Below are 23,596 nucleotides of genomic sequence, written 5' to 3' on the forward strand. Positions count from 1 at the left end.
ACCCATGAATAGTCGATGCTGTGAAAATTTTCTTCAAGTCCTATCATTAGCAAATTGATTGCTCCCCACATACATCCCAGTGTAAATATGGTGACCAGTGCACTAATGAAAAAATAATGGTGAATTGTGTGATTGTTGTTCATAACGATCCCAATAGCTGTGATTTTAAACCACAAATATATGAAAAATATACAAAAACTGAAAAAAAAGACTTATTTGTCGTAAATTATTTATGACTGAAATTTAGGTGCACTTTCAAAATTGTCGAGCAAGGGTAAATTATAGGAATCAGTAATTGAGTTTTAAAAATAATATGATAAATTAAATTTAATATTGGATTGAACTGAGAGATCATGGGTGTTTTTATCAGGGTAATATGCTTCCCATGTTGTCCATGATCCTAGATGCACTGTTCGAGTTTTGGCGATGGAATATGACTTTTTTCTGAAGTCAGTTATTGGCAAACTTATTTTCAACTCAGTTGTAACCTTAAGTATTGAAAATCTAATGCCTATATTGGGAGAAATTGACATTCCTTTAATTTTATCCCAATATAAATAAATGTCTTCTGTTTTATATGGTAATTCTTCATCATAAACATCATATATCCTATGAAAGTCCCATTGGTTATTATACCATCCATAATCAGCATCCAACCCTGTAAATAAATTTAGATGTGAATATGTGTAAAAAGTATAATCATAACCGACGCCTATTCCATAAAATGTTTTTTTACGTGTTTCGTTACTATTATGAATACTTGTTTTTTTTAAAGCCAGTGGTGTGTAAATTTGAAAGGTGTGTTTGTCATTCAACCTATATCTTAACGACAATTCAATGGGTTTTAAACTATCTGTAACAACAGAATTAAAATCATAACTGATTCCTATGCCAAATTTGTTATTGTTATCTGGCAACTGCTCAGCCTTTGCATATTCTGCAAAAACGATGAAAAGTAATAAGAAAATTGTAATCTTTTTCATGGAATTATTTTTTTTATGATTAGTAAGCAATACCAAGTATCCATCAGTAGTCACCTTCTTCAAATTATTGTCCCGGATATGCTGATGATGTAATGGAACCTTTGCTCCGAACTTAGTTAACCTTAATATTTCGATTGTTTGATTGATGTCCAATTATGTTTTATAAATGATTAATCAGTTTAACTATAGAATGAAATTTAACAGACGCCAATGCTTCAATCACTTGAGTTAAAGTGCAGAACGTAAGCATAAAGAGTGTTAGAAGAGCACAGGTCGAACCGTAGAAATTGGCACATATAGACAGAAATTAATTCACAAATCAATCATTATATTTATTTGGCAAAATATTGTTCTCTATACCATTTTCTTTTTTTTAAGTTAATTTTTTAAGAATTGCTTCCGGTATACTATTTTGTCACCTTGAATAATATGTACAAAATATAAACCATTAGGTAAGTGACTCACGGAAAATTGATATGTTTTTTGTGTGGTGAAGAAGCTGCGTAATATACCCGCACTGTTCCATAACTGAATTTCATAGTTATCTGAAACTGTTTTTTTATTGTCATTTTGATTATAAATTACACCTATCTCTGTATCTTCCGGTATTTTAACGGTAACCAAATTGGTAGAAGGATTTGAATACACTCTATATCCTCCACTACCTGTTACCGTAACAGTAGTATATGCTGCCGTGCCACTACCACACTGGCTGATTATTTGGCATGAAACATTGTATGTCCCTGCCTGGTGAAAGGTAATGTAATTAGTATTATTCCATGCACTAGTAGAAACCGTGGATGGAAATACATACCATTTGTATTGTATGTCACTGCCAATTATGGATGGATTAGCGGTATAAGATGCGGATTCACCGGCATTTACGTATCCTTGCCCTGAAACGGAAGTTACAACAGGTGTACCTACATAATCAATAATTCTTGTTGCCTTAGCGATACTTGTTCCATTTAACAAAACATCTGCACTAATTGTGCCCTGTCCATAATTACCAGAAACAGATTTAGAAAGCAACGCTGAAGAAGTTCCTTGTCCCGATATTATCGTTATATTTGGACTTGTTGTCCATTGTACGGAAATATCTGTAGGGGGCAAATTTAGAAGATTATAAGTTTCTTGATGGCAGATAGTAGATGAACCGCCAATAGCTATATCAGGAGCCTTAGTAACATCCACCTCAACTTCAGGAATAGTAAAGGCTGAGCATCCAGATATAATGAGTTTAGCAGATACTGTTACTTTTCCTGAAATATTGATTGGGAATATTAATGTTGAAGAATTAGTTACAGTTCCTACTGAAAGATCGTTCACAAACCATTCTACTGATTCTATATTATCGTTAGGGATGTTTAAAGAAAAAGTATTATTCTGATATTGTATTATTTCACCAGTAGGGATATTAATTGATGGTGGAACAATAATTGTTGGAAAATTAGTTAGATTAGTCACTTCCCCATTTGTATATAAACCAACTTGTACTTTTTCTTCTGTGTAGCAAGTACCAGTAGTTATAGAAACAGTATTTCCAGCTACTAGGATATTGCCTCCACCATTTATTTTCCAACCAATTGGTGCTCGCCACTCAAAAGTTCCACTAGAGGGTTGACTTACGCTAAAAGTATAAGTATTGGATTCATTAAATGGTACTGTTTTTGGATAATCACCTAACATTAATCCAGAACGAGTGAGTTTTATTGGCCAAGAATAGGCGCTAAAGTCATTGGAACTGGGGCAGTCATTTACTCCTCTTACTATAACATCTCCTTCGCTATTCTCATCGGTTGTTAATTCTATAACTGGAGCATCAGTGTAATATGTTCCTGAAGAAGATGGGGATTCCCCTGTTTTTGGATTCCATCCAGATGGTATTTTCCATTCATATATAGTTACTGGGACAGGCATACCATTCGGGAATTCTATTCCAGGAAAGTTAAGAGGAGTTTTCAAATATACTTTTACAGTTTGGATCCCTCTGGGTATAGTGGCGTTTTCTGGAACACTAACTAAATTATCAGGTAAAAGGTCGTTTAGACTTTTTATCTTTTGTTCTAAATTTCCTGTAACTAAAACATTTTTGGGATCATGAGTATTATAAACTTTTAAAGTGATATTTCCTTTTGGAACACTTCCATTTACTGATTTTACATTATCCCAAATCACAGTTACAGATGAGACGTAAAAAGCATTTATTTCTTTTACTAAATTTCCAGAATATCTGAATGAACTGCCAGTAATTTTCCACTCATATTTTCCATAATTACTATCTGTATTTATCCAATATTCATAATCTGTATTAGGGCATGCGACATTACTTGTAAGATAACTATCTTTAAGAATTGGAACTATTTTCTGGCAAAGTGCAGAGAGAGGTGTTAAAAATAAAAAGCACAAATAGAGATACTTAGTTTTCACAGCATTACATTTTAAAAATAATATGATAAATTAAATTTAATATTGGATTGAACTGAGAGATCATGGGTGTTTTTATCAGGGTAAAAAGCTTCCCAGGTTGCCCAAGATTGCTGGTGTACGGAACGAGTTTTGAAATAGGAATATGACTTTTTTCTGAGGTCAGTTATTGGCAAACTTATTTTCAACTCAGTTGTAACCTTAAGTATTGAAAATCTAATGCCTATATTGGGAGAAATTGACATTCCTTTAATTTTATCCCAATATAAATAAATGTCTTCTGTTTTATATGGTAATTCTTCATCATAAACATCATATATCCTATGAAAGTCCCATTGGTTATTATACCATCCATAATCAGCATCCAACCCTGTAAATAAATTTAGATGTGAATATGTGTAAAAAGTATAATCATAACCGACGCCTATTCCATAAAATGTTTTTTTACGTGTTTCGTTACTATTATGAATACTTGTTTTTTTTAAAGCCAGTGGTGTGTAAATTTGAAAGGTGTGTTTGTCATTCAACCTATATCTTAACGACAATTCAATGGGTTTTAAACTATCTGTAACAACAGAATTAAAATCATAACTGATTCCTATGCCAAATTTGTTATTGTTATCTGGCAACTGCTCAGCCTTTGCATATTCTGCAAAAACGATGAAAAGTAATAAGAAAATTGTAATCTTTTTCATGGAATTATTTTTTTACACTAAAATGTAATATAATCAAAAATATCAGGCTTGTTTAATTTATATTGAAAGTGGGCTTATTAGTCTTTTTTAAATGTGTTTGTATAAGAAGTCTTTTTATTAAAATGGAATAAGACCACTTATTTTTTGGTATTTTTATAAATATATAGAATATTTCAATATAGGAACTTAGATTACATAGAATTAACATAAAAACTTATTGAATTAACAATAATTGTATCTGCTGTACGGAACTAGAAGATAATAATAAAGTTTAAAGTAATTGTCATGAAAATAAATGAATATTATATACATAACAATTCTACTTAAAGCACAACAGTTTTATAACTGTAAAAATTTACAAGAGATTTATATATAGGGTGCTTTAATAATAATTGAGCATTCCCTACGAGGAAAAGTTGCTGTCTTGCACGTGTTAATGCAACATTTAACTTACGGTCTACGGTTCCGTCATAATTCAGGTTACACAGATATCTGAATTGCCCCGGTTGATTTATACAGAAAGAAACAATAATAACGTCGCGCTGACTCCCTTGAAAGCGCTCTACTGTATCAATCATTATATTCTCATAGTCGATGATTCCTGCCGATGAAAGCTTGTGTCTGATAAGAGCAATCTGATTCCTGTATGGGGCAATAATACCAATCTTGCTGCTGTCATAAGTTATGTTGTTGTCATTATAAACTCTTTGAATTGATTCAATAAGTTCTGCAATGATTTCAGCTTCACTTTGGTTAATTTTATTTGATATATTATTGATCTCTTTTCTTTCGGTTGAAAATAAAATAGTTCTCTTCGTAGCAATATACTTATCATAGAGATTGCCATTTGAATTACTCAACCTCCACTCACCTGTTTGCCAGTCAAGTGCAGGGAAAAGGTTTTCAGAATAAAAATAAGTTGACGGGAATGCGGCAATTTCACTATGCATCCTGCCCTGGTGAGTGAGCTGTGTAAATGAGTGAGTCCAGCCTTGAGACTTACATCTGCGCAAGAGTCTTTCGAAAAAAGACTCACGACAATCAGTGATGCCGATTTCTTGTAACTGTGTTTCATTTATTCTTGACTTTTCCTCTTCCTGAAGTACGATTGTCGCAAGTTGATTATGATCACCAATCATTATAAACTTATCAAACAGTGGAAGTAGTCCGATTATCTGAGGTTCCAGTATCTGTGATGCCTCATCAATAATTGCAATCTGAAACTGTTTGAGTGAAAACAGTTCCATCTTGCCTGTGATAGAGGCAAGTGTCGAAATAAATATACGTGTGTCATTTATTTCCTTTCGAAGTGAATCTCTGTCCGCAGCTTTTTCTGATACTCTCTGTAATAGTCTGTGCTGATAAGCACTGTCACACGACAGTTCGCTACCCACACGAATATATTTATCGCAATCGCCATCGCTGTATCCAAATGCAGCATTAATCGCGCCGCAGAGTTCATCCACAGCGCGGTTAGTATATGCAATGACCATGATATTTACATCAGGCTTTTTGTAATATTCCTCAATAAGACGCCTTGCAAAAATTGAAGTCTTGCCTGTACCCGGAGGTCCCACAATCAGGAAATAATCTTCAGCATTTAGAGCTTGATTGATGATGTTTTCCGGGTAAGAGATATCATTAATATCGGAGTTTTCCTGTTTGATAGCCGAACATTTAGGTTGTTTTATGCCCAACAGTAGCTCTCTTTTCTGTTTAGACGAAGAGATAAATTCAAAAAGACTCTTATACATGCTGTTAAGTGATGAGTCGAGTGAATCATGTTCTATTGCCCAAAACTGGTTATCTTCAAAATAATGCCGATTTTTCTGTTTATATCTAAACCTTACTTCTACTTTTTCAGGTGTTATCTTTACAATTGTGCCTTTCAAGATCTGTTTATTCAGAACAGTGTCATTTACATCTTCCCTGGGGTATACAATACAGATATCACCTTCACGGAAATTTACAATATTATTGCCACTCAGATTTTCATCTTCACGGGTGGGTTGAGGTCTGCTGAAGATAATTGTCATATCATTTGCAGAATCATCAATATTTAGAATTGATAAATCGTAAAGTACATTAAGTGCTTCGGCACGTTCATCAAAGCTACTGTTCCACAAAGAAGCCATCCCGGTTGGTGTTTCATAATCCATATCTCCTGTTTTTTGATGATATAGCTCGCGGGATACAAATTGTATAAACCTGTAGAAGTATATCCGTTCAATATCACTGCTTTGAGTGAGTACATTCTGAAACCTATTTATTTTATGCTGATAAAAAACAGGAACAGGGTTTTCAGTTTCTATTTCCCGGAGCATCGATTTGAACATAGATTCAACAGACTCCAACTCACCTGTAATTATTTTATGCTCATTAATAATTATAAGATTACGAAGATTTAGTATGGATTTTTCAAGATCTCCATCAATATTTGCCTTCCTGATATTTTCTCCTGGATTGTTTCCGGATGCATACAATATAGATGCTTCAACTTTGGCTCTTTTATCATAAAAGACACTATCAATCATAAGACGATAAACATAGGTCTGTACTTTATGATTAAGTGTTATTTTGGAGGTGTTAAAAGCGGGATAGGGCAAACGGCCCGACTTTAACTCAATGATCCTGGTATCATTTGTGATAGGGTTAGTGTAAAGAAGGTCGAGTCTTCCCTGAAATCCATACTTAACACTGAAGAATGATGGTTCAAGGGTGCAGAAATTTATATTTATCCCCATTTTGGGGAAATCATATCGTACAACACGTTTGATATTATTGAAGAGTTGCTGTGCTCTATTCATGAAACTACGGAAATCACTCTCTGAACGGATATCCTCACAACTTGTGTATTCGAATGGTGATTGTTTGAAAGATTTCAGGAATATATTCTCAAAAGATACATTGTCTACCTCCTCGGCAAACACCAATTCATCAAGGAAGAAGTTGGCAAGATTTCCAAGTAGCAGGTAAGAACGATTTTCCATCTTCTCAAACCTGTTGCGAAAATAGTGTATTGGAGAGATAAGATAGTCCTGAAAACACTCCGCAATAGCGGAAGCATCAATAAGATAATCTGGTTCAAGAATTATATAGGTTGGTATCAGGAATCCATTTTGATCTTTATATGAATTTACCAGGTTAAGTTTTGCCCCTTCCCAAAACTGTTCAACTGATGGGGTGAATATATTGTTATCTGGACTGATATCATATCTTACAATACAGTTTTTATCATCTTCATTATTAACAAAGCAAATTAAAAGCTTTTTGTCATGATCGATTTTCAATAACTGCACCTGAATGATCTCAGGATCACCTAACGATAATTTTATACTCATATTTTTAGAATGGAAGTAAGAGGACCAAATTCAAAAGTACAAAAATAGTTCCTCATGTCAAACACAAAAGGTATCTTTGTAACTAGATTGAATTAATCACGTTAAGTAAGTTATATGTCTCAGAAATGCCCTCTTTGCGAAAAAAATAAACCGAAAGAATCTCTGTTTTGTGAAGATTGCTCAAAAAAGATAAGCTCTGATTTTGAGATTAATATTGATAATAAGGATAAATCGTATAAAAATAATAATATTGTCGCAGAACAATCTGAAGAAGTTGATACTAAGTCATTTCAGGAGAAAAAGAAAGTTGTTGACAAAAAAGAAACAGCTATTCCGAAATATGAGCCGATTGAGAAGAACTACCCAAAAAGTGGTGGAAAATCAGGCAAGTCATTGTTCTGGATTCTCATTGGAATTGTATTATTAGCTGGTGCATTCTTGATTTACAATAAGACAACTCTTTCCGGAAATCTTGAACAGAGGGCTTGGGAAAGTGCCTTAAGTGAAAATAGTGTCAGCGGTTATCTGGATTTTATCAAGTCGCATCCTGATGGTAAATATTTTAATGAAGCACAAGATGCTTTATTGAAGCTTAAAGAGGATGAGGCAGAGATCTGGGAAAAGTTGAAGCACTCAGACAGTATAAATGAACTTATAAACTTTTCCAGGCAGCATGAGAATAGTCTTTACATTCCACTTGTCAGAATGAGAATAGACTCGCTCTCATGGGTTTCAGCATTAAGACAAAATAGTACTGAGTCTTATTTAGAATATATTAATAACTCAGAAAGTGGATTGTTAAACGGGGATTATATGTCACTTGCTTACAGAAAATATGAGATGTTGTCCAGGCAGACTCTTTCAAACATTGATGAGATGGATAGCATAGGTGTGACTATAAATGAATCGTTTCCCGGATCACCTTGATTTGAAAATATATGGAATTTCAGCTTACATCAGAATTTAAACCTACCGGTGACCAGCCTGAAGCAATTGCAGCTTTGGTTGAGGGCCTGCAGCAAAAAGTGCCTTACCAGACACTTTTGGGAGTTACAGGCTCCGGAAAGACTTTCACTATTGCAAACGTAATTAATCAGATAAATAAACCTACACTTGTACTGAGTCACAATAAAACACTTGCTGCTCAACTATACAGTGAGTTCAAGAGTTTTTTCCCAAATAACGCGGTAGAATATTTTGTTTCATACTACGATTATTATCAACCTGAAGCATATCTTCCTACTACTGATACCTATATAGAAAAGGACCTATCGATAAATGATGAGATAGAGAAACTACGACTTGCAGCTACCTCTTCTCTGCTTTCAGGTAGAAAAGATGTGATTGTTATTTCATCTGTATCCTGTTTGTATGGAATAGGAAATCCTGAAGATTTTCAAAAGACTACAGTGGATGTTAGAATAGGTCAAAAGATTGAAAGGGATAAGTTTTTACGATTACTTGTTAATAGCTTGTACTCCAGAAATGAAACAGCTGAGTTCGATCGTGGAAATTTCAGGGTTAAGGGTGATACTGTTGACGTGTTCCTTGCATATCATGATTATATTGTCAGAGTGATTTTCTGGGGTGACGAGATTGAGAGTGTGGAAACTGTTGATCCGTTGACAGGTGTTACAACTGAGAGAATGGATTCATACCGTATATTTCCTGCTAACCTTTTTGTAACTACACAGGAGAGGATCAATCGTGCAGTCGATGAGATACTTATTGATCTTGGAAAACAGGTGGAGTTTTTTCAGGAGATTGGGAAGCCTCTTGAGGCAAAACGTCTGTATGAAAGAGTTACATATGATGTGGAGATGATAAAGGAGATAGGGTATTGTTCCGGGATAGAGAACTATTCACGATATTTTGATGGAAGGGAACCTGGTACACGTCCATTCTGCTTGCTTGACTTCTTCCCGGATGATTACCTTACTGTAATTGATGAGAGTCATGTTACAATACCTCAGATACGTGCGATGTATGGAGGTGATCACTCACGTAAAATAAATCTTGTTGAGTATGGATTCCGTCTCCCGGCTGCAATTGATAACAGGCCGCTGAAGTTTGAAGAGTTTGAAGCATTGACTCCCGAGATAATTTTTGTGAGTGCAACACCTGCAGATTATGAATTGGAGAAGTCTGAAGGTGTTGTGGTTGACCAGCTGATAAGACCCACCGGTTTGCTTGATCCTCCAATTGATGTGAGACCTAGTTTGAATCAGATAGATGATTTAATGGAGGAGATTCAGCAGAGAACTGAAAAGGATGAGAGGGTTCTGGTTACAACCCTTACAAAGAGAATGGCTGAAGAGCTTACTGATTATCTCACTCACAATGGTGTAAGATGTAATTATATACACTCTGATGTGGAAACACTTGAAAGAGTAAAGATCATGGATGATCTGAGAAGAGGTTTGTTTGATGTTTTAATTGGTGTGAATCTATTAAGAGAGGGATTGGATCTTCCGGAAGTATCGCTAGTGGCTGTTCTTGATGCTGATAAAGAGGGTTTCCTTAGATCACATCGCTCACTGACACAAACGGCAGGCCGTGCCGCCCGAAATGTGAATGGCAAGGTTATATTTTATGCAGATAAGATTACTCAAAGTATGCAGATGACGATAGATGAGACTAATCGTCGCCGGGAAAAGCAGATGAAATATAACGAGGAGCATGGTATTATTCCACAGCAAATTAGAAAAAGTCATGCCTCAGCACTCGGAAAAGAGTATAAATCCACAATTGAGGCAAAAGCATATGTTGAGCCTGATTACTCATCACTGGCAGCTGAGACACTTGAAAAATATGCTACAAAAGATGACCTTAAAACTAAAATAGAGCAAACTCGTAAAGCTATGCTCGCAGCAGCTAAGAAGCTTGAGTTTCTTGAGGCTGCTCAGCTTAGAGATCAATTAGCAATGTTAGAAGATATGTTGAAATAATTATAATATAATAGATGAAATCGGATATTCAAATTGCAAGAGAAACGCGTCTGAAACGTATTAAAGATGTGGCAGAAGGAATAGGTATTCCACGTGACGAAGTGATTAATTTTGGCAGGCATATGGCAAAGATTCCTGTTGAATTGATTAATATGGAGAAGGTGGATCAAAGTAACCTAATTCTTGTTACAGCTATAACGCCTACCAAAGCAGGCGTAGGGAAAACAACAGTTTCAATAGGTTTAGCCTTAGGGTTAAACAAAATAGGGAAAAATGCAATTGTTGCTTTGCGTGAGCCATCACTGGGACCGGTTTTTGGGATGAAAGGCGGTGCTGCGGGTGGCGGATATGCGCAAGTACTACCAATGGAAAATATCAATCTTCACTTCACAGGTGATTTTCATGCTGTTACTACTGCACATAATACTATTGCTGCATTGCTTGAGAACTATAATTTTCGTGTTCAGGGAACAGGCGATGCCTTAAAGCAGATATTGTGGAAAAGGGTGCTGGATGTTAATGACCGCAGCTTGAGGTATATTGTTACCGGACTGGGACCGGGAAATGGAATTCCACAAGAGGCAGGGTTTGATATCACAGCGGCATCTGAACTTATGGCGATCCTTTGTCTATCAGAGGATGAGGATGATTTGAGAAGACGAATAGAAAATATTCTGTTAGGTTATAAGCAAAATGGCGAGCCTTTTACAGTTAAGGATCTTGGTGTTGCAGGCGCTATAACTGTTCTAATGAAAGATGCTATACATCCAAATTTAGTTCAAACTACAGAAAACACTCCGGCTTTTATTCATGGTGGTCCTTTTGCAAATATCGCCCATGGCTGTAACTCTGTTATAGCAACCAAAATGGCAATGACCTTTGGTGACTATGTTATTACTGAGGCAGGTTTTGGGGCAGATCTGGGAGCTGAGAAGTTTTTCAATATAAAGTGTCGTAAGAGTGGGTTGCGACCAAAATTATCTGTTATAGTTGTTACTGCTCAGGGTCTTAAAATGCATGGTGGAACTCCTGAAAAGGATATCAAGGCTCCAGATTTGAATGGGCTGCAAAAAGGACTAGGTAACCTTGAAAAGCATTTGAGCAATCTGGCCTCTTTTGGGCAATCGGTAGTTGTTGCTTTTAACAAATATGCTTTCGATACAGAGGAGGAGATTGATGCTGTTCGTAAGTTTTGTGAGGATCGCGGAGTCTCATTTGCTGTAAACGAGGCATTTACTAAGGGAGGTGATGGTGCCATTGAACTAGCAGAAAAGGTGGTTGAAGCAATTGAGAAAAGGCCTTCGGGTGAATTGAAATTTACCTATAGTGATAAAGATGACATTGAAACAAAGATCAATAAAATTGCTAAACATATATATGGTGCTCAAGATGTGGTTTTAAGTGAGACTGCAATTAAGAAGCTCAAGATGATTCAGAATACGGATCTGGAAAAAATGCCTGTATGTATAGCAAAAACACAATACTCTTTTTCTGCAGATCCTAACTGGTATGGTGTGGCTAAGGATTTTCGACTGAAGATTAATGACTTGGTAATAAATCAGGGATCTGAATTTATAGTTGCAATAGCAGGTCAGATGATGCGTATGCCTGGTCTGCCGGCTGATCCGCAAGCTAAACGTATTGATATAGTTAATGGAGAAATTGAGGGTTTAAGCTGATAATATAATATCAATCAGATATTAGAATTGATAATACAATAGAATCGGGAGTCCCGCTTAATCATTAAATGGGACTCCCTAATTTTATCATAAAATTAAATAGTTTGCTACACCCTCATTAAATCACTCATTATACCATCAGATATAAAAATGCCTTCACGAGTGAGTTTCAAATTATTTCCTTCTATTGTAAGAAGCTGTCTATTGAGATATTTATCTGCATTTTCTATACAGTAAATATAGATTTTTTCACCGAACAGAATTTTCAGTTCATTCAGGTCAACTCCCCACATTGTTCGTAGTCCGGTGAGTATAAACTCATTATATTTTTCATCTGAACTAAGATTTTCTGAATTCTGTTCAGGTTTTCCTTCCTCAACTCCTTTTATATAACGGTTTAAAGATGCCACATTCCATGTTCGGTTTTCTCCATCAAAAGAGTGGGCGGCAGGGCCTAGACCAATATATTTATTGCCTTTCCAGTATGAAGTGTTGTGTCTTGAGAAATAACCCTCTTTTCCGAAAGCAGAGATCTCATAATGAATAAAATTATGACTTTTCATCCAGTCGATGAGCATAGAAAACATAGCTGTACTCACCTCCTCAACTACCGGTTCTATCTTACCGGCTTTTAGCATGGAGTACATTCGTGTCTTTTCCTCATAAATAAGATGATAAGCTGACAGATGCTGAATACCTAGACTTGTTGCCTGTTTAAGGTTTTGTTCCCATATTTTGGTTGTTTGATTTGGGAGTCCATACATCAGGTCGATACTTATATTGCTGAAGCCATTCATCTGGCATCGTTTAACAGCATTAATAGCCTGAATTGCAGAGTGACGTCTGCTAAGGAATTTAAGCTCGTTATCATCGAAGCTTTGTATACCAATACTTAATCGGTTTACCGGGAGACGAGCAAGCATCTCAACATATTCATCAGAGAGGTCATCAGGGTTTGCCTCTACAGTTATCTCTGATGTAGGTTCTATTTTGAAGTTCTGGTATAGAGAGTCAAATATTTTATTAAAATGATGTTCACTTAAACGAGAAGGGGTGCCTCCTCCAAAATATACTGTTTTAACCGGTTCTTTAATTTCATCTTTCCTAAGTTCAATCTCCTTGCAAAGACTTTCAACAAAAGCATCTATACGAGTTTCATTTGTAAGAGTATAGAAATCGCAATAAGTGCATCTTATTTTGCAGAAAGGGATATGAACATATATACCTGCCGGTTTTATATTTTCTGAAAATGTTTTATTCACAACTGTTTATTCCTTTTCGGTAAGCTTTTTATAAGCTTCCAGATATTTCTGCAGACGAGCCAGGTCGTGATACTGAATCTCATCCCAGCGTCTTATATCCATATTGTCAGTCAAGTCGTTAATCTTAACTCTGACTGCAATTGGATTTGCCTGTAGTCTTATTATATAATCGTCATATGACTCGTTGTCGCGACGTGTCATTGCATCTACCGAATCGATAATCGTATCGGAAAAACCCTCTTCACGGAGTTGATCCAATGTAACATCTGTATCCTCTATAACATCATGAAGAATACCTGTGATCTTCTCGTGTAAGGTGAATCCAGCATTCATTACACGGAATGGGTGTTCGATATAGGGCCTGCCGTTATGGGTATCGAGCTGGCCGTCATGTGCCTCTATTGCAAGTTCGATTGCTCTGCTCAGCTGATCTTTCAGGTTCATTGTTTATTAATAATTTCATTAACTAGTAATGGTTCATCTGTTGTAATGAAGTCTACTTTAAGATCTATCATTTTTTGTATATCCTCTGGTTGGTTCACTGTCCATGTATTAACTTTTAAACCCAGTTCATGAGCCTCTTTTACCCATTCAGGTCTTTTAGTGAAAACATTAAAATGATAATCCATCCCGGTCATACCCATTTTAGAAAGTATCTGAGGTGTTAAATCTCCATTTAGATAATAAACATCTGCTTCAGGTGCTAGTTTTTTTACTTGCTGCACTATATTTATTCCAAATGAGATATACTCAACTTTATCTTGTATGCCACGGTCATTAACCATTTTGATTACTTTTTCTACCAGTTCATCCTCTCTCTCCTTTGAGTTATGAGTTTTAAACTCAATTATCAGTTTTGTGTTCTTGCAATTTACGAATGCGTCGAGATAATCTTCAACTGTGGGTAATGGTTCTTCATTTGCCAGTTTTACCTGTGAAAGTATTTCAAATGGAGTCTCCTGTACAATCAGTTTTTTGCCATCTAAAGTAATTTCAGCATCGTGATTAACAACAGGAATACCATCAGATGAAAGCCAGATATCTACTTCAGAACCATATGCTTTTATAGCATCAGCCTGCATAAGTGCTTCTATAGAGTTTTGTGCAGACCCATTTGTTTTCCAATAACCACGATGTGCGATAATCTGTTGTGCACTTAGATTCATCAATCCTGCAAAAAGGATAAAGACCAGTAAGAGCGATTTCTTTTTCATAATCATTCTTTTTTAATGCTGAATAATTTTTTAAAGATACAATTTTTGTTTTTAAATGATTGGAATATTAAATTAAAAAACGGTTTATTACCTATCTCTGGTTATATAATGAAAAAGGAAGAGTCTATAGCTCTTCCTTTCAAAATACAATTATAAATGTTTCTTATTTATAGACTTTCTCCAAAATCCTCTTTGAATTTAGCTATGAGTTTTTGTGGCCAGTCACTAACAGGTTCCAATCCACCCATAAAGAATCTAAGTACAGGAGGCTCATATACAAAGCGTAATCCTCCAATTAGTTTTCGGTTATCATAAAGCCATGCCATACGATCAGCAACATACTTAATCTGTGAAAGTGTAAATACTCGTCTCGGAACAGCAAGTCTTACAAGCTCCATGTCAGCCAGTGTTTCATTTCCATACTCATCTCTCTGATTTGATAATGTGCCTCGTTCCATACCTCTTACCCCGGATATCAGATAGAGTGCTGCAGCTAGTGCTCCTGCCGGATATTCTTTCTGTGGTATATGGTCACAAATTTCCATTGCATTTACGTGTGCACCTAAAACGCCTGCTGGTTTTACAGTTGAAATACCATAGGCATCAAGTGAGTTAACAAGATATGCAATGAAATCAGGACTTTGGCGAATCATGGTTTCGTCCAATGTTTCATATAACCCAACTGCCATTGATTCTATCTCTCTTACAGAAATACCACCATAGGTCAGGAATCCTTCGAAGAGAGGAATCAGTGCTTCAAGTTCCTGATAAATATCACGGTCGTTTGTACAAATACCACCACCTCTTGAGGAACTTAGCTTTCGTGCAGAAAAGTAAACGATATCGGCTAAGTCTGTCATCGTTTTAATTATATCACCTAAAGAGCTTTCTTTGAATTCATCCTCACGCAGATGAACAAGATAAGCGTTTTCACCAAGTAAACTGGCATCGAGAACAACTCTAATATTATATTTATCAGCAATAGCTCTGACGTCTCTTAGGTTTTTAATTGAAAATGGCTGACCACCAATAAGGTTGGTAGAAGCTTCCATACGGATGAAAGGAATATTTTTTGCTCCATGAGTTTTTATGGTATCCTCCAGCTTTTCAATATTCATATTCCCTTTAAAGGGGTGATCTGAATCGATTACATATCCTTCATCATACAACAACTCGGCAATTTTTCCTCCATATTGAGTTATATGTGCCATTGTAGTTGTAAAGTGATAGTTCATAGGAATTAGACTCCCTTTGCGGATATATGCATTTGAAAGGATGTTTTCTGCAGCACGACCTTGGTGGACCGGTAAAAAATATTTTTTGCCAAGCACATCTTCAACAGCTTTCTGAAGCCTGATAAAGCTCTGAGATCCCGCATATGCATCATCTGCCTGCATCATCGCAGCCAGCTGATTATCGCTCATTGCATTTGTTCCACTGTCTGTGAGCATATCCAGGAAAACATCGTTGGTGGTTAACCTGAATGTATTGTATCCTCCTTCTTCCAGGGCTTTCAATCTTCTTTCAATTGGTACAAGGTTTAACTTTTGAACTACCCTAACTTTATGAAGTTCCAAAGGTATGTTCTCTCCTTTATAAAATTTAATCTCTTCCATTTTAATTGTTTGTCTGTTTCTTCTTATTGTGTTTATATAATTGTAATTGTCATATTTGTAAAAATCGTATCAGATAAATTGTGTTAATTTATCATATTGATAAATAAAGTTATCAAATTGATTTTAATTTCTCAGGTTTAAAGAAATGTGTTACAAAAATAACTCGATATGCGATAAATGTAAATTGTTAGGTGCAAATATAAAACATTTATTTCATAATATATACAATTTGCAAACGATATATATATCTATCCTTTTTAATTTAAATTTAGTATAAAATGAAATTTATAGGATGCTGTTAAAGCTATTTTAGAGAAAATAGTTATATTTGCGCTGATATAGTAAACAATCATCATTGAATAACTTTTTAAAATACAAATCATGGATAAACCTTATGCAATAGGGGTAGATGTTGGCGGTACAAATACAGTTGTAGGAATAGTTGACAAGAGAGGACAGATCTTAATCAACGGTAGTATTAAAACTGCTAAACATACAGAGGTTGAGAACTACCTTGATGAATTAACTAAGCTTATTGATGAATTAATAAGCAAAATCACTACAAAAGATCAAATCAAAGGTATTGGTGCCGGTACTCCTAATGGCAACTACTTCACTGGAAGTATCGAGTTTGCTCCTAACCTGCCTTGGAAAGGCGTTATACCTTTTGCTCAAATGCTGGAAGATCGTACAGGTATACCTGTTGCTCTTACAAATGATGCTAATGCTGCTGCTATTGGTGAAATGACCTATGGAGCTGCACGCGGTATGAAAGACTTTATTGTTATAACACTGGGAACAGGCGTTGGCAGTGGTATAGTAGTAAACGGGCAGATGGTTTACGGCAACGATGGTTTTGCAGGTGAATTAGGTCATACAATTGTTCGCAGAGAGAATGGAAGAGTTTGTGGTTGCGGTAGACATGGATGTCTTGAAGCATATGCATCAGCAACCGGATTGGCACGTACAGCACGTGAAATACTGGAAAAAAGACCTGATGCTAAAACTATTCTAAGAGATATCCCAGCAGAAGAAATCACTTCTAAAGATGTATTTGATGCAGCAATGGAAGGTGATGAGATTGCTAAAGAGATATTTGAATATACAGGAAAAATATTAGGTGAATCATTTGCTGATTTCGTTGCTTTCTCAAGTCCTGAAGCAATAATCCTTTTTGGAGGTTTATCTAAAGCAGGTGATTTGATTATGGATCCAATACGTAAAAGTATGGAGGAGAATCTGTTACCAATATTCCAGAATAAGGTAAAACTGTTATTCTCTGAGCTTAAGGAAAGCGATGCTGCAGTATTGGGAGCTAGTGCACTTGGCTGGGAGGTCAGATAAATAGATAATCTATACTTATAAAGTAAAGGGGTGTTGTTTTTAACGACACCCTTTGTTTTGTTTTTTTTCTATTAATTTGTCAAAACTAATGCCTTATTTCGGGTAAATGAGCAATAGATTTTATACCTTTGTACACTTTTAAATTAATAGTATTAATAAAGTAGCAAAATGTCACGAAAGATTCAAACAGCGCTCATTTCAGTATATCATAAAGATGGGTTGGAAGAAATTCTTCAGGAATTAAATAAATTACAGGTAAAGTTTATTTCAACTGGTGGAACCCATGAATTTATAACCTCTTTAGGATATGAATGTGAAACAGTGGAAGAAGTAAGCGGTTATCCTTCCATTCTTGGGGGCAGAGTAAAAACTCTTCATCCCAAAATCTTTGGTGGCATATTATATAGACGTGAAGTTGAGTCTGATAGAAAACAGGTTAAAGCTTACGACATTCCATCTATTGATCTTGTAATAGTAGATCTTTATCCTTTTGAAGAGACTGTAGCAGCCGGTGGCAGTGAAGCGGAGATAATAGAAAAGATAGATATAGGTGGTATTTCACTAATCCGTGGCGCAGCAAAGAACTATAAGGATGTAATAATTGTAGCTTCAAAAGATCAGTATAGCCCCTTATTGAATCTGTTAAAAGAAAAACAAGGCACTTCAGATATAGATGATCGCCGTCAGTTTGCAACAGAAGCTTTTAAGGTTTCGTCGGGTTATGACTCAGCAATTTTCAGATATTTCGACAATGAAGATCGATCTGCTTTGCGTATATCTTTAAATGAGACCAAACAATTAAGATATGGTGAAAATCCACATCAGAAAGGTACCTTTTATGGAGATTTTGATGAGATTTTTGAACAGTTGCATGGTAAAGAGATCTCATATAATAACCTTCTCGATATTGATGCTGCAGTTACTCTTATTTCAGATTTTGATGAGACTGCACTAGCTATTCTTAAGCATAATAATGCTTGTGGAATGGCTTGCCGACCAACAGTGAAAGAATCATGGGATGCTGCTTTGGCTGCTGATCCTGTTTCTGCATTTGGTGGTATAGTTGTGACTAATAGAACAGTTGACAAGGAAGCTGCAGAGGCTATCAATTCCATTTTCTTTGAAGTTATAATTGCACCTGCTTACGACAAAGATGCACTTGAAATTTTGATTCAAAAGAAAAATCGTATAATTTTGATACTCAAATCGGCAGAGAAGGCTTCACAAAAATTGCAATACAGATCGGTTTTGAATGGAGCACTTGTACAGGATAAGAATATAAGCGTACAGACAATAGATGATATTCAGGTGGTTACCGAGAAAGCGCCTACTGAAGATGAAATAAAAGATTTATTATTTGCCAACCTATTGGTTAAACATACAAAATCAAATGCTATTGTTCTGGCTAAAAACAGGCAGCTTATTGCAAGTGGTACAGGACAAACTTCCAGAGTTGATGCATTGAAACAGGCTATCGAGAAAGCAGAAACATTTAACTTCGACCTTAATGGTGCTGTTATGGCAAGTGACGCATTCTTCCCTTTTCCTGATTGCGTGGAAATAGCTCACAAAGCCGGTATTACATCTGTTATTCAACCGGGAGGATCTATTCGTGATTCAGAATCAGTAGATTACTGTAATAAAAATGGCCTTTCAATGGTAACAACTGGTACAAGGCACTTCAAACATTAAGTTGTAAAATGCCGACAGAAATATATTTTTGAATGTTTTTAAATTAAAGCGATTGCTAATCCTGCTGTGATAGCGTTTGATCGTTAAAAAAAAGATAATTATGGGCTTATTCTCATTTACACAAGAGCTGGCAATGGACCTCGGGACAGCCAATTCTATAATAGTGAACAGTGCAGGCAAAATATTGCTTGACGAACCTTCGATAGTAGCTTTGGATCGAAAGACCGAGAAAATGATAGCTTTGGGTGAAAAAGCCAGGCAGATGCATGGAAAGACTCATGAAAATATTCGCACTGTAAGACCCTTGAGAGATGGTGTTATAGCTGATTTTAATGCTGCGGAACAGATGATCCGTGAAATGATTAAAATGGCGAACAAAAATAAAAGAGGATGGTTCTCCCCATCACTACGTGTAGTGATTTGTATTCCCTCAGGAAGTACAGAGGTAGAAATTCGTGCAGTTAGAGACTCGGCAGAACATGCGGGAGGAAGGGATGTATTCATGATTTTTGAGCCTATGGCAGCTGCACTTGGAATCGGACTCGATGTTGAAGCCCCTGAAGGAAACATGATTGTTGATATAGGTGGAGGAACAACTGAAATAGCTGTTATTTCTCTTGGTGGTATTGTATCTAATAAATCAATCAAGATTGCAGGAGATGACTTTACTGAAGATATCCAGGACTACATGGGTCGTCAGCACAATATAAAAATTGGAGATCGAACTGCTGAGCAAATTAAAATTAATGTTGGTTCAGTCTTAACTGAACTCGAAAATCCACCAGAAGATTATGTAGTACATGGTCCCAACAGAATGACCTCTTTACCAATGGATGTACCTGTTTCATATCAGGAGATTGCGCATTGTATCGAGAAATCTGTGACAAAGGTTGATTCAGCTGTACTAAGTGCACTTGAACAAACACCACCTGAACTTTATGCTGATATTGTAAGAAATGGTATCTATCTTACAGGTGGAGGAGCATTGTTAAGAGGGCTGGATAAACGCTTAACTGAGAAGATTGGTATTCCATTCCATGTAGTTGACGATCCACTGCATATTGTTGCAAAAGGTACTGCTATTGCATTGAGGAATATAAACAAATTCAACTTTTTAATGCGTTAATACACATTTATTGAAATAAAGACATAGGGTTTGAATGCGTAATCTGTTCAACTTCATTATAAGAAATAGCCACTGGCTGCTAGCATTTCTGCTTATAGTATTCAGTTTCTATCTTGTATTTGCGCATAATCCATATCAGAGAAGTGTTTATCTTACTTCTGCAAACAGCGTAACAGGTTGGTTTTACACTGTATCTAATAATGTAACATCCTTTATTCATCTTAGAAAGAATAACCAGATGTTATTGGAGCAAAATGCTTTATTAGAAGATGAACTATTCTCTCTGAGATCATATATTGATGGACTCTCTGTTGCAGATTCATCTGAAGTGGATGCATTTGTACGTGATTCGGCCATGCAGACTCAGTTCGCTTTTATTCCTGCTGAAGTGGTTAATTTAAGCTTTTCAGGACCTAATAATTTTATAACTATAAATAAGGGTTCTAAAAGCGGACTGAAACCTGATATGGGGGTAATATCTCAACGCGGTGTAGTGGGGGTGGTAGCTAATGTATCTACAAACTTTTCTGTTGTTATTCCAATAATTAACCCTATGTTTCGTCTGAGTGCCAAGTTGAAACACTCCGAAAATTACGGCTCAATTTCATGGAATGGAGAAAGTATTAACTACGCTCAATTGGGGGAATTGCCAAAGCATGAGATTTATCAGGAAGGTGACACTGTAATGACCAGTTTCTCACGAATTTTTCCTAAACAGACAATAATAGGATTCGTTAGTGATATTGGTAAGACAAATGATGACAATTTCAATACATTCAATGTTAAGTTAGCTACTGACTTTAATTCATTGCAGGATGTATTGGTTATCAATGATCGGTTTTATGAAGAGCAGAAATCACTTGAAAATATATTGGATCAATGAAAACTGTATATTTTAAGGAAGTACTGTTGTTTTTGCTGCTTATTATACTTCAGGTATTGCTTCTGAACAGGATAAATGTATTCGGCATTGCTACTCCTGTTTTGTATATATATTTTTTGTTGAAGCTATCAATTGGCCGGAACCAGTTTTATGTTATAATATCCGGTTTTTTATTGGGACTTATTATAGATATATTTTTGAATACTCCCGGTGTAAACGCGGCAGCTACAACGATTATAGCCACAATTAGGAGACCAGTTATCTATCTTTTTTATGAGAAGGAGATATATGATGAGTTTATCCCCGGTATAAATACAGCAACCGGTTCATTTGTGAGATTTACTATATTTATGGTATTGACACATTTGACACTACTCTTCTTTATAGAGTCATTTACGCTGTTTAATCTATTGAATACAATTTCAAGGATAATTTCCTCTTCTATAATTTCAATTATACTTATACTTGCATTAGATAGTTTAATATATAGGAAAAAGGCCGGTGAACAATAAGATTAACCCGAAAAATTTAGCAAACCGTCGATATGTAATTGCTGCATTAGTTGTAGTAATTGGAATTATATATGTAGTACAATTATTTAACCTGCAGTTGCTTAGTCCTCAATATAGAGATTATGCAGATAGCAATGCATTCCTTAGGAGAACATTATATCCTGCCAGAGGTGCTATCTATGACCGAAAAGGTGAACTTCTGGTATATAACAGACCAACTTATGATGTAATGATGGTTGTAAGGGAGATGACCCGTTTCGATACACTTGATTTTTGCAATACACTAAATATTGATATTGAGAGGTTTCGTGAACTTGATGCGGAAATGAGGGATAGCAGAAAAAACCCCGGTTACTCGTCATACACACCGCAACTTTTTATGTCACAGCTTGATATAGAAGAATATGGACTTTTACAGGAAAAACTATATAAGTTTCCCGGCATATATATTCAGAGCAGAACTGAAAGACAGTATAATCACCCTAATATGGGGCTTATTCTTGGTTATGTGGCAGAAGTTGACCAAAATAAAATAGCCTCTGATCCTTACTATGTACGAAAGGATTATGTGGGAAAATCAGGTATTGAGTTGTCTCATGAGATTGATCTACGTGGAGAAAAAGGTGTTGAGATTTTACTTCGGGATGCACATGGCAGAGTTCAAGGCAGATATAATGATGGAAAGGATGATAAAGCTCCTGTTTCAGGTAAGGATTTAACTCTTGGCATTGATATAGAACTTCAGGCATATGGTGAGTTACTGATGCAGAATAAAGTAGGAAGTATTGTTATGATTGAACCTGAGACTGGTGAGATACTGGCAATGATATCAGCTCCTACTTACGATCCATCATTGCTTACGGGTAAAGAGTTCAGTTCTAATTATCAGTCACTTGTTAATAATCCATACAAGCCTCTGATAAACAGATCTGTTGCAGGAACATATCCTCCCGGGTCAACATTTAAAGCTGCAAGTGGACTTGTTTATCTTCAAGAAGGAATTATTACACCTGAAACAATGTATTCCTGTTTTGGAGGGTATCCTCCTTTAGGAGGCCGCCCAAGATGTCATGGTCACGCATCACCTTTATCGCTACAATATGCACTATCTACCTCCTGCAACTCTTTCTTTTGTTATGGACTTAACCACATGTTAAGCAATAGAACAAAATATTCAAGTGTGGGTGAAGCATTTAACAGGTGGCGCGACCACATGGTTAATATGGGATTTGGATATCAATTAGGTGTAGATCTACCATCAGAGAAAAGAGGCTTCATTCCGAACAGTAAATTCTATTCAAACATATTCAAAACTGAAAGATGGAATGCCCATAATGTTATTTCAATTGCAATAGGGCAAGGTGAGGTTTTGGCTACTCCTCTCCAGATAGCTAATTTAGGGGCAACAATAGCTAATCGCGGATATTTCTATACACCACATGTTGTCAGAGAGATAAAAGGTGCAAGTTTAGATAGTGAATATACTACAAGAAAATATACAGGAATTAACCCTGAACACTTTGAATTAACGGTTGCCGGTATGGCAGATGCTGTTAAATTTGGAACTTGCCGAGGTATTAATCTTGAACCTCTGGTTGAAGTGTGCGGTAAAACAGGTACAGCAGAAAATCCACATGGAGATGACCACTCACTTTTTATGGGTTTCGCACCTAAAGATAATCCTAAAGTAGCAATTGCAGTGGTAGTGGAGAATGGTCGTTTCGGAGCAACAAATGCAGTGCCCATTGCACGTTTAATGCTTCAGAAATTCTTCAATGGTGAAGTACCTGAGAGTGACAAATGGTTGGAACAAACTATAATGAATCGTGAAATTCTTCCATACGTCTATACAAGAAATATTCCATCAAAATAAC

General features: G+C 36.0%; 17 protein-coding genes. 9 read left to right on the top strand and 8 right to left on the bottom strand.

What is annotated here, in order from left to right:
- Positions 1-302 precede the first annotated feature (302 nt).
- The 4 genes from PHO43_RS06895 to PHO43_RS06910 form a co-directional block, all read right to left on the bottom strand.
- Positions 303-983, bottom strand: a complete 681-nt coding sequence (locus tag PHO43_RS06895; RefSeq protein ID WP_288011723.1) for a hypothetical protein — start codon at positions 981-983, stop codon at positions 303-305.
- Between the two features lie 378 nt (positions 984-1,361).
- Positions 1,362-3,413 (bottom strand): T9SS type A sorting domain-containing protein, encoded by a 2,052-nt coding sequence (locus PHO43_RS06900; RefSeq protein WP_288011725.1) that lies wholly within the window; start codon positions 3,411-3,413, stop codon positions 1,362-1,364.
- 11 nt (positions 3,414-3,424) lie between these two features.
- Positions 3,425-4,105, bottom strand: coding sequence for a hypothetical protein (locus PHO43_RS06905; protein ID WP_288011727.1), 681 nt, complete (start codon positions 4,103-4,105; stop codon positions 3,425-3,427).
- 323 nt (positions 4,106-4,428) lie between these two features.
- Positions 4,429-7,446: a DEAD/DEAH box helicase gene (locus tag PHO43_RS06910; RefSeq protein ID WP_288011728.1), complete on the bottom strand. Its 3,018-nt coding sequence runs from the start codon at positions 7,444-7,446 to the stop codon at positions 4,429-4,431.
- A 114-nt stretch (positions 7,447-7,560) separates the two neighbouring features.
- Between PHO43_RS06910 and PHO43_RS06915 the strand changes: the two genes are divergently transcribed.
- The 3 genes from PHO43_RS06915 to PHO43_RS06925 are packed head-to-tail and all read left to right on the top strand — an operon-like array spanning position 7,561 to position 12,073.
- Positions 7,561-8,373, top strand: a complete 813-nt coding sequence (locus PHO43_RS06915) for a hypothetical protein (protein ID WP_288010287.1) — start codon at positions 7,561-7,563, stop codon at positions 8,371-8,373.
- Between the two features lie 11 nt (positions 8,374-8,384).
- Entirely contained in the window at positions 8,385-10,394 is a 2,010-nt protein-coding gene (gene uvrB / locus PHO43_RS06920; RefSeq protein WP_045089815.1) for an excinuclease ABC subunit UvrB, read from the top strand.
- Positions 10,395-10,408: 14 nt separating this feature from the next.
- Complete coding sequence (locus PHO43_RS06925; protein ID WP_288010290.1) at positions 10,409-12,073, top strand: formate--tetrahydrofolate ligase; 1,665 nt, start codon at positions 10,409-10,411, stop codon at positions 12,071-12,073.
- A 107-nt stretch (positions 12,074-12,180) separates the two neighbouring features.
- Here PHO43_RS06925 and hemW read toward each other — a convergent pair whose 3' ends face one another.
- The 4 genes from hemW to PHO43_RS06945 form a co-directional block, all read right to left on the bottom strand.
- Positions 12,181-13,335 carry a radical SAM family heme chaperone HemW gene (gene hemW, locus PHO43_RS06930; RefSeq protein WP_231623061.1) on the bottom strand — a complete coding sequence of 385 codons (1,155 nt, stop codon included), beginning with the start codon at positions 13,333-13,335 and terminating at the stop codon, positions 12,181-12,183.
- Between the two features lie 6 nt (positions 13,336-13,341).
- Entirely contained in the window at positions 13,342-13,779 is a 438-nt protein-coding gene (locus PHO43_RS06935) for an HD domain-containing protein (protein ID WP_045089813.1), read from the bottom strand.
- Complete coding sequence (locus PHO43_RS06940; protein WP_074010723.1) at positions 13,776-14,549, bottom strand: glycerophosphodiester phosphodiesterase; 774 nt, start codon at positions 14,547-14,549, stop codon at positions 13,776-13,778. The genes PHO43_RS06935 and PHO43_RS06940 overlap by 4 nt, the downstream gene beginning before the upstream one ends.
- 167 nt (positions 14,550-14,716) lie before the next feature.
- Complete coding sequence (locus PHO43_RS06945) at positions 14,717-16,165, bottom strand: tryptophanase (RefSeq protein WP_045089811.1); 1,449 nt, start codon at positions 16,163-16,165, stop codon at positions 14,717-14,719.
- A 381-nt stretch (positions 16,166-16,546) separates the two neighbouring features.
- Here PHO43_RS06945 and PHO43_RS06950 point away from each other — a divergent pair, with 381 nt between their 5' ends.
- From PHO43_RS06950 to mrdA, 6 genes are all read left to right on the top strand, one after another.
- The gene (locus tag PHO43_RS06950) at positions 16,547-17,509 is read left to right on the top strand and encodes an ROK family protein (protein WP_045089810.1); all 963 of its coding nucleotides are present in this window, start codon (positions 16,547-16,549) and stop codon (positions 17,507-17,509) included.
- A gap of 168 nt (positions 17,510-17,677) precedes the next feature.
- Complete coding sequence (purH, locus tag PHO43_RS06955; RefSeq protein ID WP_053826166.1) at positions 17,678-19,201, top strand: bifunctional phosphoribosylaminoimidazolecarboxamide formyltransferase/IMP cyclohydrolase; 1,524 nt, start codon at positions 17,678-17,680, stop codon at positions 19,199-19,201.
- 100 nt (positions 19,202-19,301) lie between these two features.
- The gene (locus PHO43_RS06960; RefSeq protein ID WP_045089808.1) at positions 19,302-20,327 is read left to right on the top strand and encodes a rod shape-determining protein; all 1,026 of its coding nucleotides are present in this window, start codon (positions 19,302-19,304) and stop codon (positions 20,325-20,327) included.
- Between the two features lie 34 nt (positions 20,328-20,361).
- The gene (gene mreC / locus PHO43_RS06965; protein ID WP_045089807.1) at positions 20,362-21,210 is read left to right on the top strand and encodes a rod shape-determining protein MreC; all 849 of its coding nucleotides are present in this window, start codon (positions 20,362-20,364) and stop codon (positions 21,208-21,210) included.
- Positions 21,207-21,722, top strand: a complete 516-nt coding sequence (mreD, locus tag PHO43_RS06970; RefSeq protein ID WP_045089806.1) for a rod shape-determining protein MreD — start codon at positions 21,207-21,209, stop codon at positions 21,720-21,722. Before mreC ends, mreD begins: the two co-directional genes overlap by 4 nt.
- Positions 21,712-23,595: a penicillin-binding protein 2 gene (gene mrdA, locus PHO43_RS06975; RefSeq protein ID WP_045089805.1), complete on the top strand. Its 1,884-nt coding sequence runs from the start codon at positions 21,712-21,714 to the stop codon at positions 23,593-23,595. The genes mreD and mrdA overlap by 11 nt, the downstream gene beginning before the upstream one ends.
- Position 23,596: the final 1 nt, after the last annotated feature.

Source organism: Lascolabacillus sp. (assembly GCF_028696275.1).
GTDB classification, from domain to species: Bacteria; Bacteroidota; Bacteroidia; order Bacteroidales; family Dysgonomonadaceae; genus Proteiniphilum; species Proteiniphilum massiliensis.

Excerpts from the sequence above, each read along its gene's own strand:
- PHO43_RS06895 (WP_288011723.1), bottom strand. The coding sequence starts at position 983 with ATGAAAAAGATTACAATTTTCTTATTACTTTTCATCGTTTTTGCAGAA.
- PHO43_RS06905 (WP_288011727.1), bottom strand. The coding sequence starts at position 4,105 with ATGAAAAAGATTACAATTTTCTTATTACTTTTCATCGTTTTTGCAGAA.
- PHO43_RS06910 (WP_288011728.1), bottom strand. The coding sequence starts at position 7,446 with ATGAGTATAAAATTATCGTTAGGTGATCCTGAGATCATTCAGGTGCAG.
- PHO43_RS06915 (WP_288010287.1), top strand. The coding sequence starts at position 7,561 with ATGTCTCAGAAATGCCCTCTTTGCGAAAAAAATAAACCGAAAGAATCT.
- uvrB (WP_045089815.1), top strand. The coding sequence starts at position 8,385 with ATGGAATTTCAGCTTACATCAGAATTTAAACCTACCGGTGACCAGCCT.
- PHO43_RS06925 (WP_288010290.1), top strand. The coding sequence starts at position 10,409 with ATGAAATCGGATATTCAAATTGCAAGAGAAACGCGTCTGAAACGTATT.
- PHO43_RS06935 (WP_045089813.1), bottom strand. The coding sequence starts at position 13,779 with ATGAACCTGAAAGATCAGCTGAGCAGAGCAATCGAACTTGCAATAGAG.
- PHO43_RS06940 (WP_074010723.1), bottom strand. The coding sequence starts at position 14,549 with ATGAAAAAGAAATCGCTCTTACTGGTCTTTATCCTTTTTGCAGGATTG.
- PHO43_RS06945 (WP_045089811.1), bottom strand. The coding sequence starts at position 16,165 with ATGGAAGAGATTAAATTTTATAAAGGAGAGAACATACCTTTGGAACTT.
- PHO43_RS06950 (WP_045089810.1), top strand. The coding sequence starts at position 16,547 with ATGGATAAACCTTATGCAATAGGGGTAGATGTTGGCGGTACAAATACA.
- purH (WP_053826166.1), top strand. The coding sequence starts at position 17,678 with ATGTCACGAAAGATTCAAACAGCGCTCATTTCAGTATATCATAAAGAT.
- PHO43_RS06960 (WP_045089808.1), top strand. The coding sequence starts at position 19,302 with ATGGGCTTATTCTCATTTACACAAGAGCTGGCAATGGACCTCGGGACA.
- mreC (WP_045089807.1), top strand. The coding sequence starts at position 20,362 with ATGCGTAATCTGTTCAACTTCATTATAAGAAATAGCCACTGGCTGCTA.
- mreD (WP_045089806.1), top strand. The coding sequence starts at position 21,207 with ATGAAAACTGTATATTTTAAGGAAGTACTGTTGTTTTTGCTGCTTATT.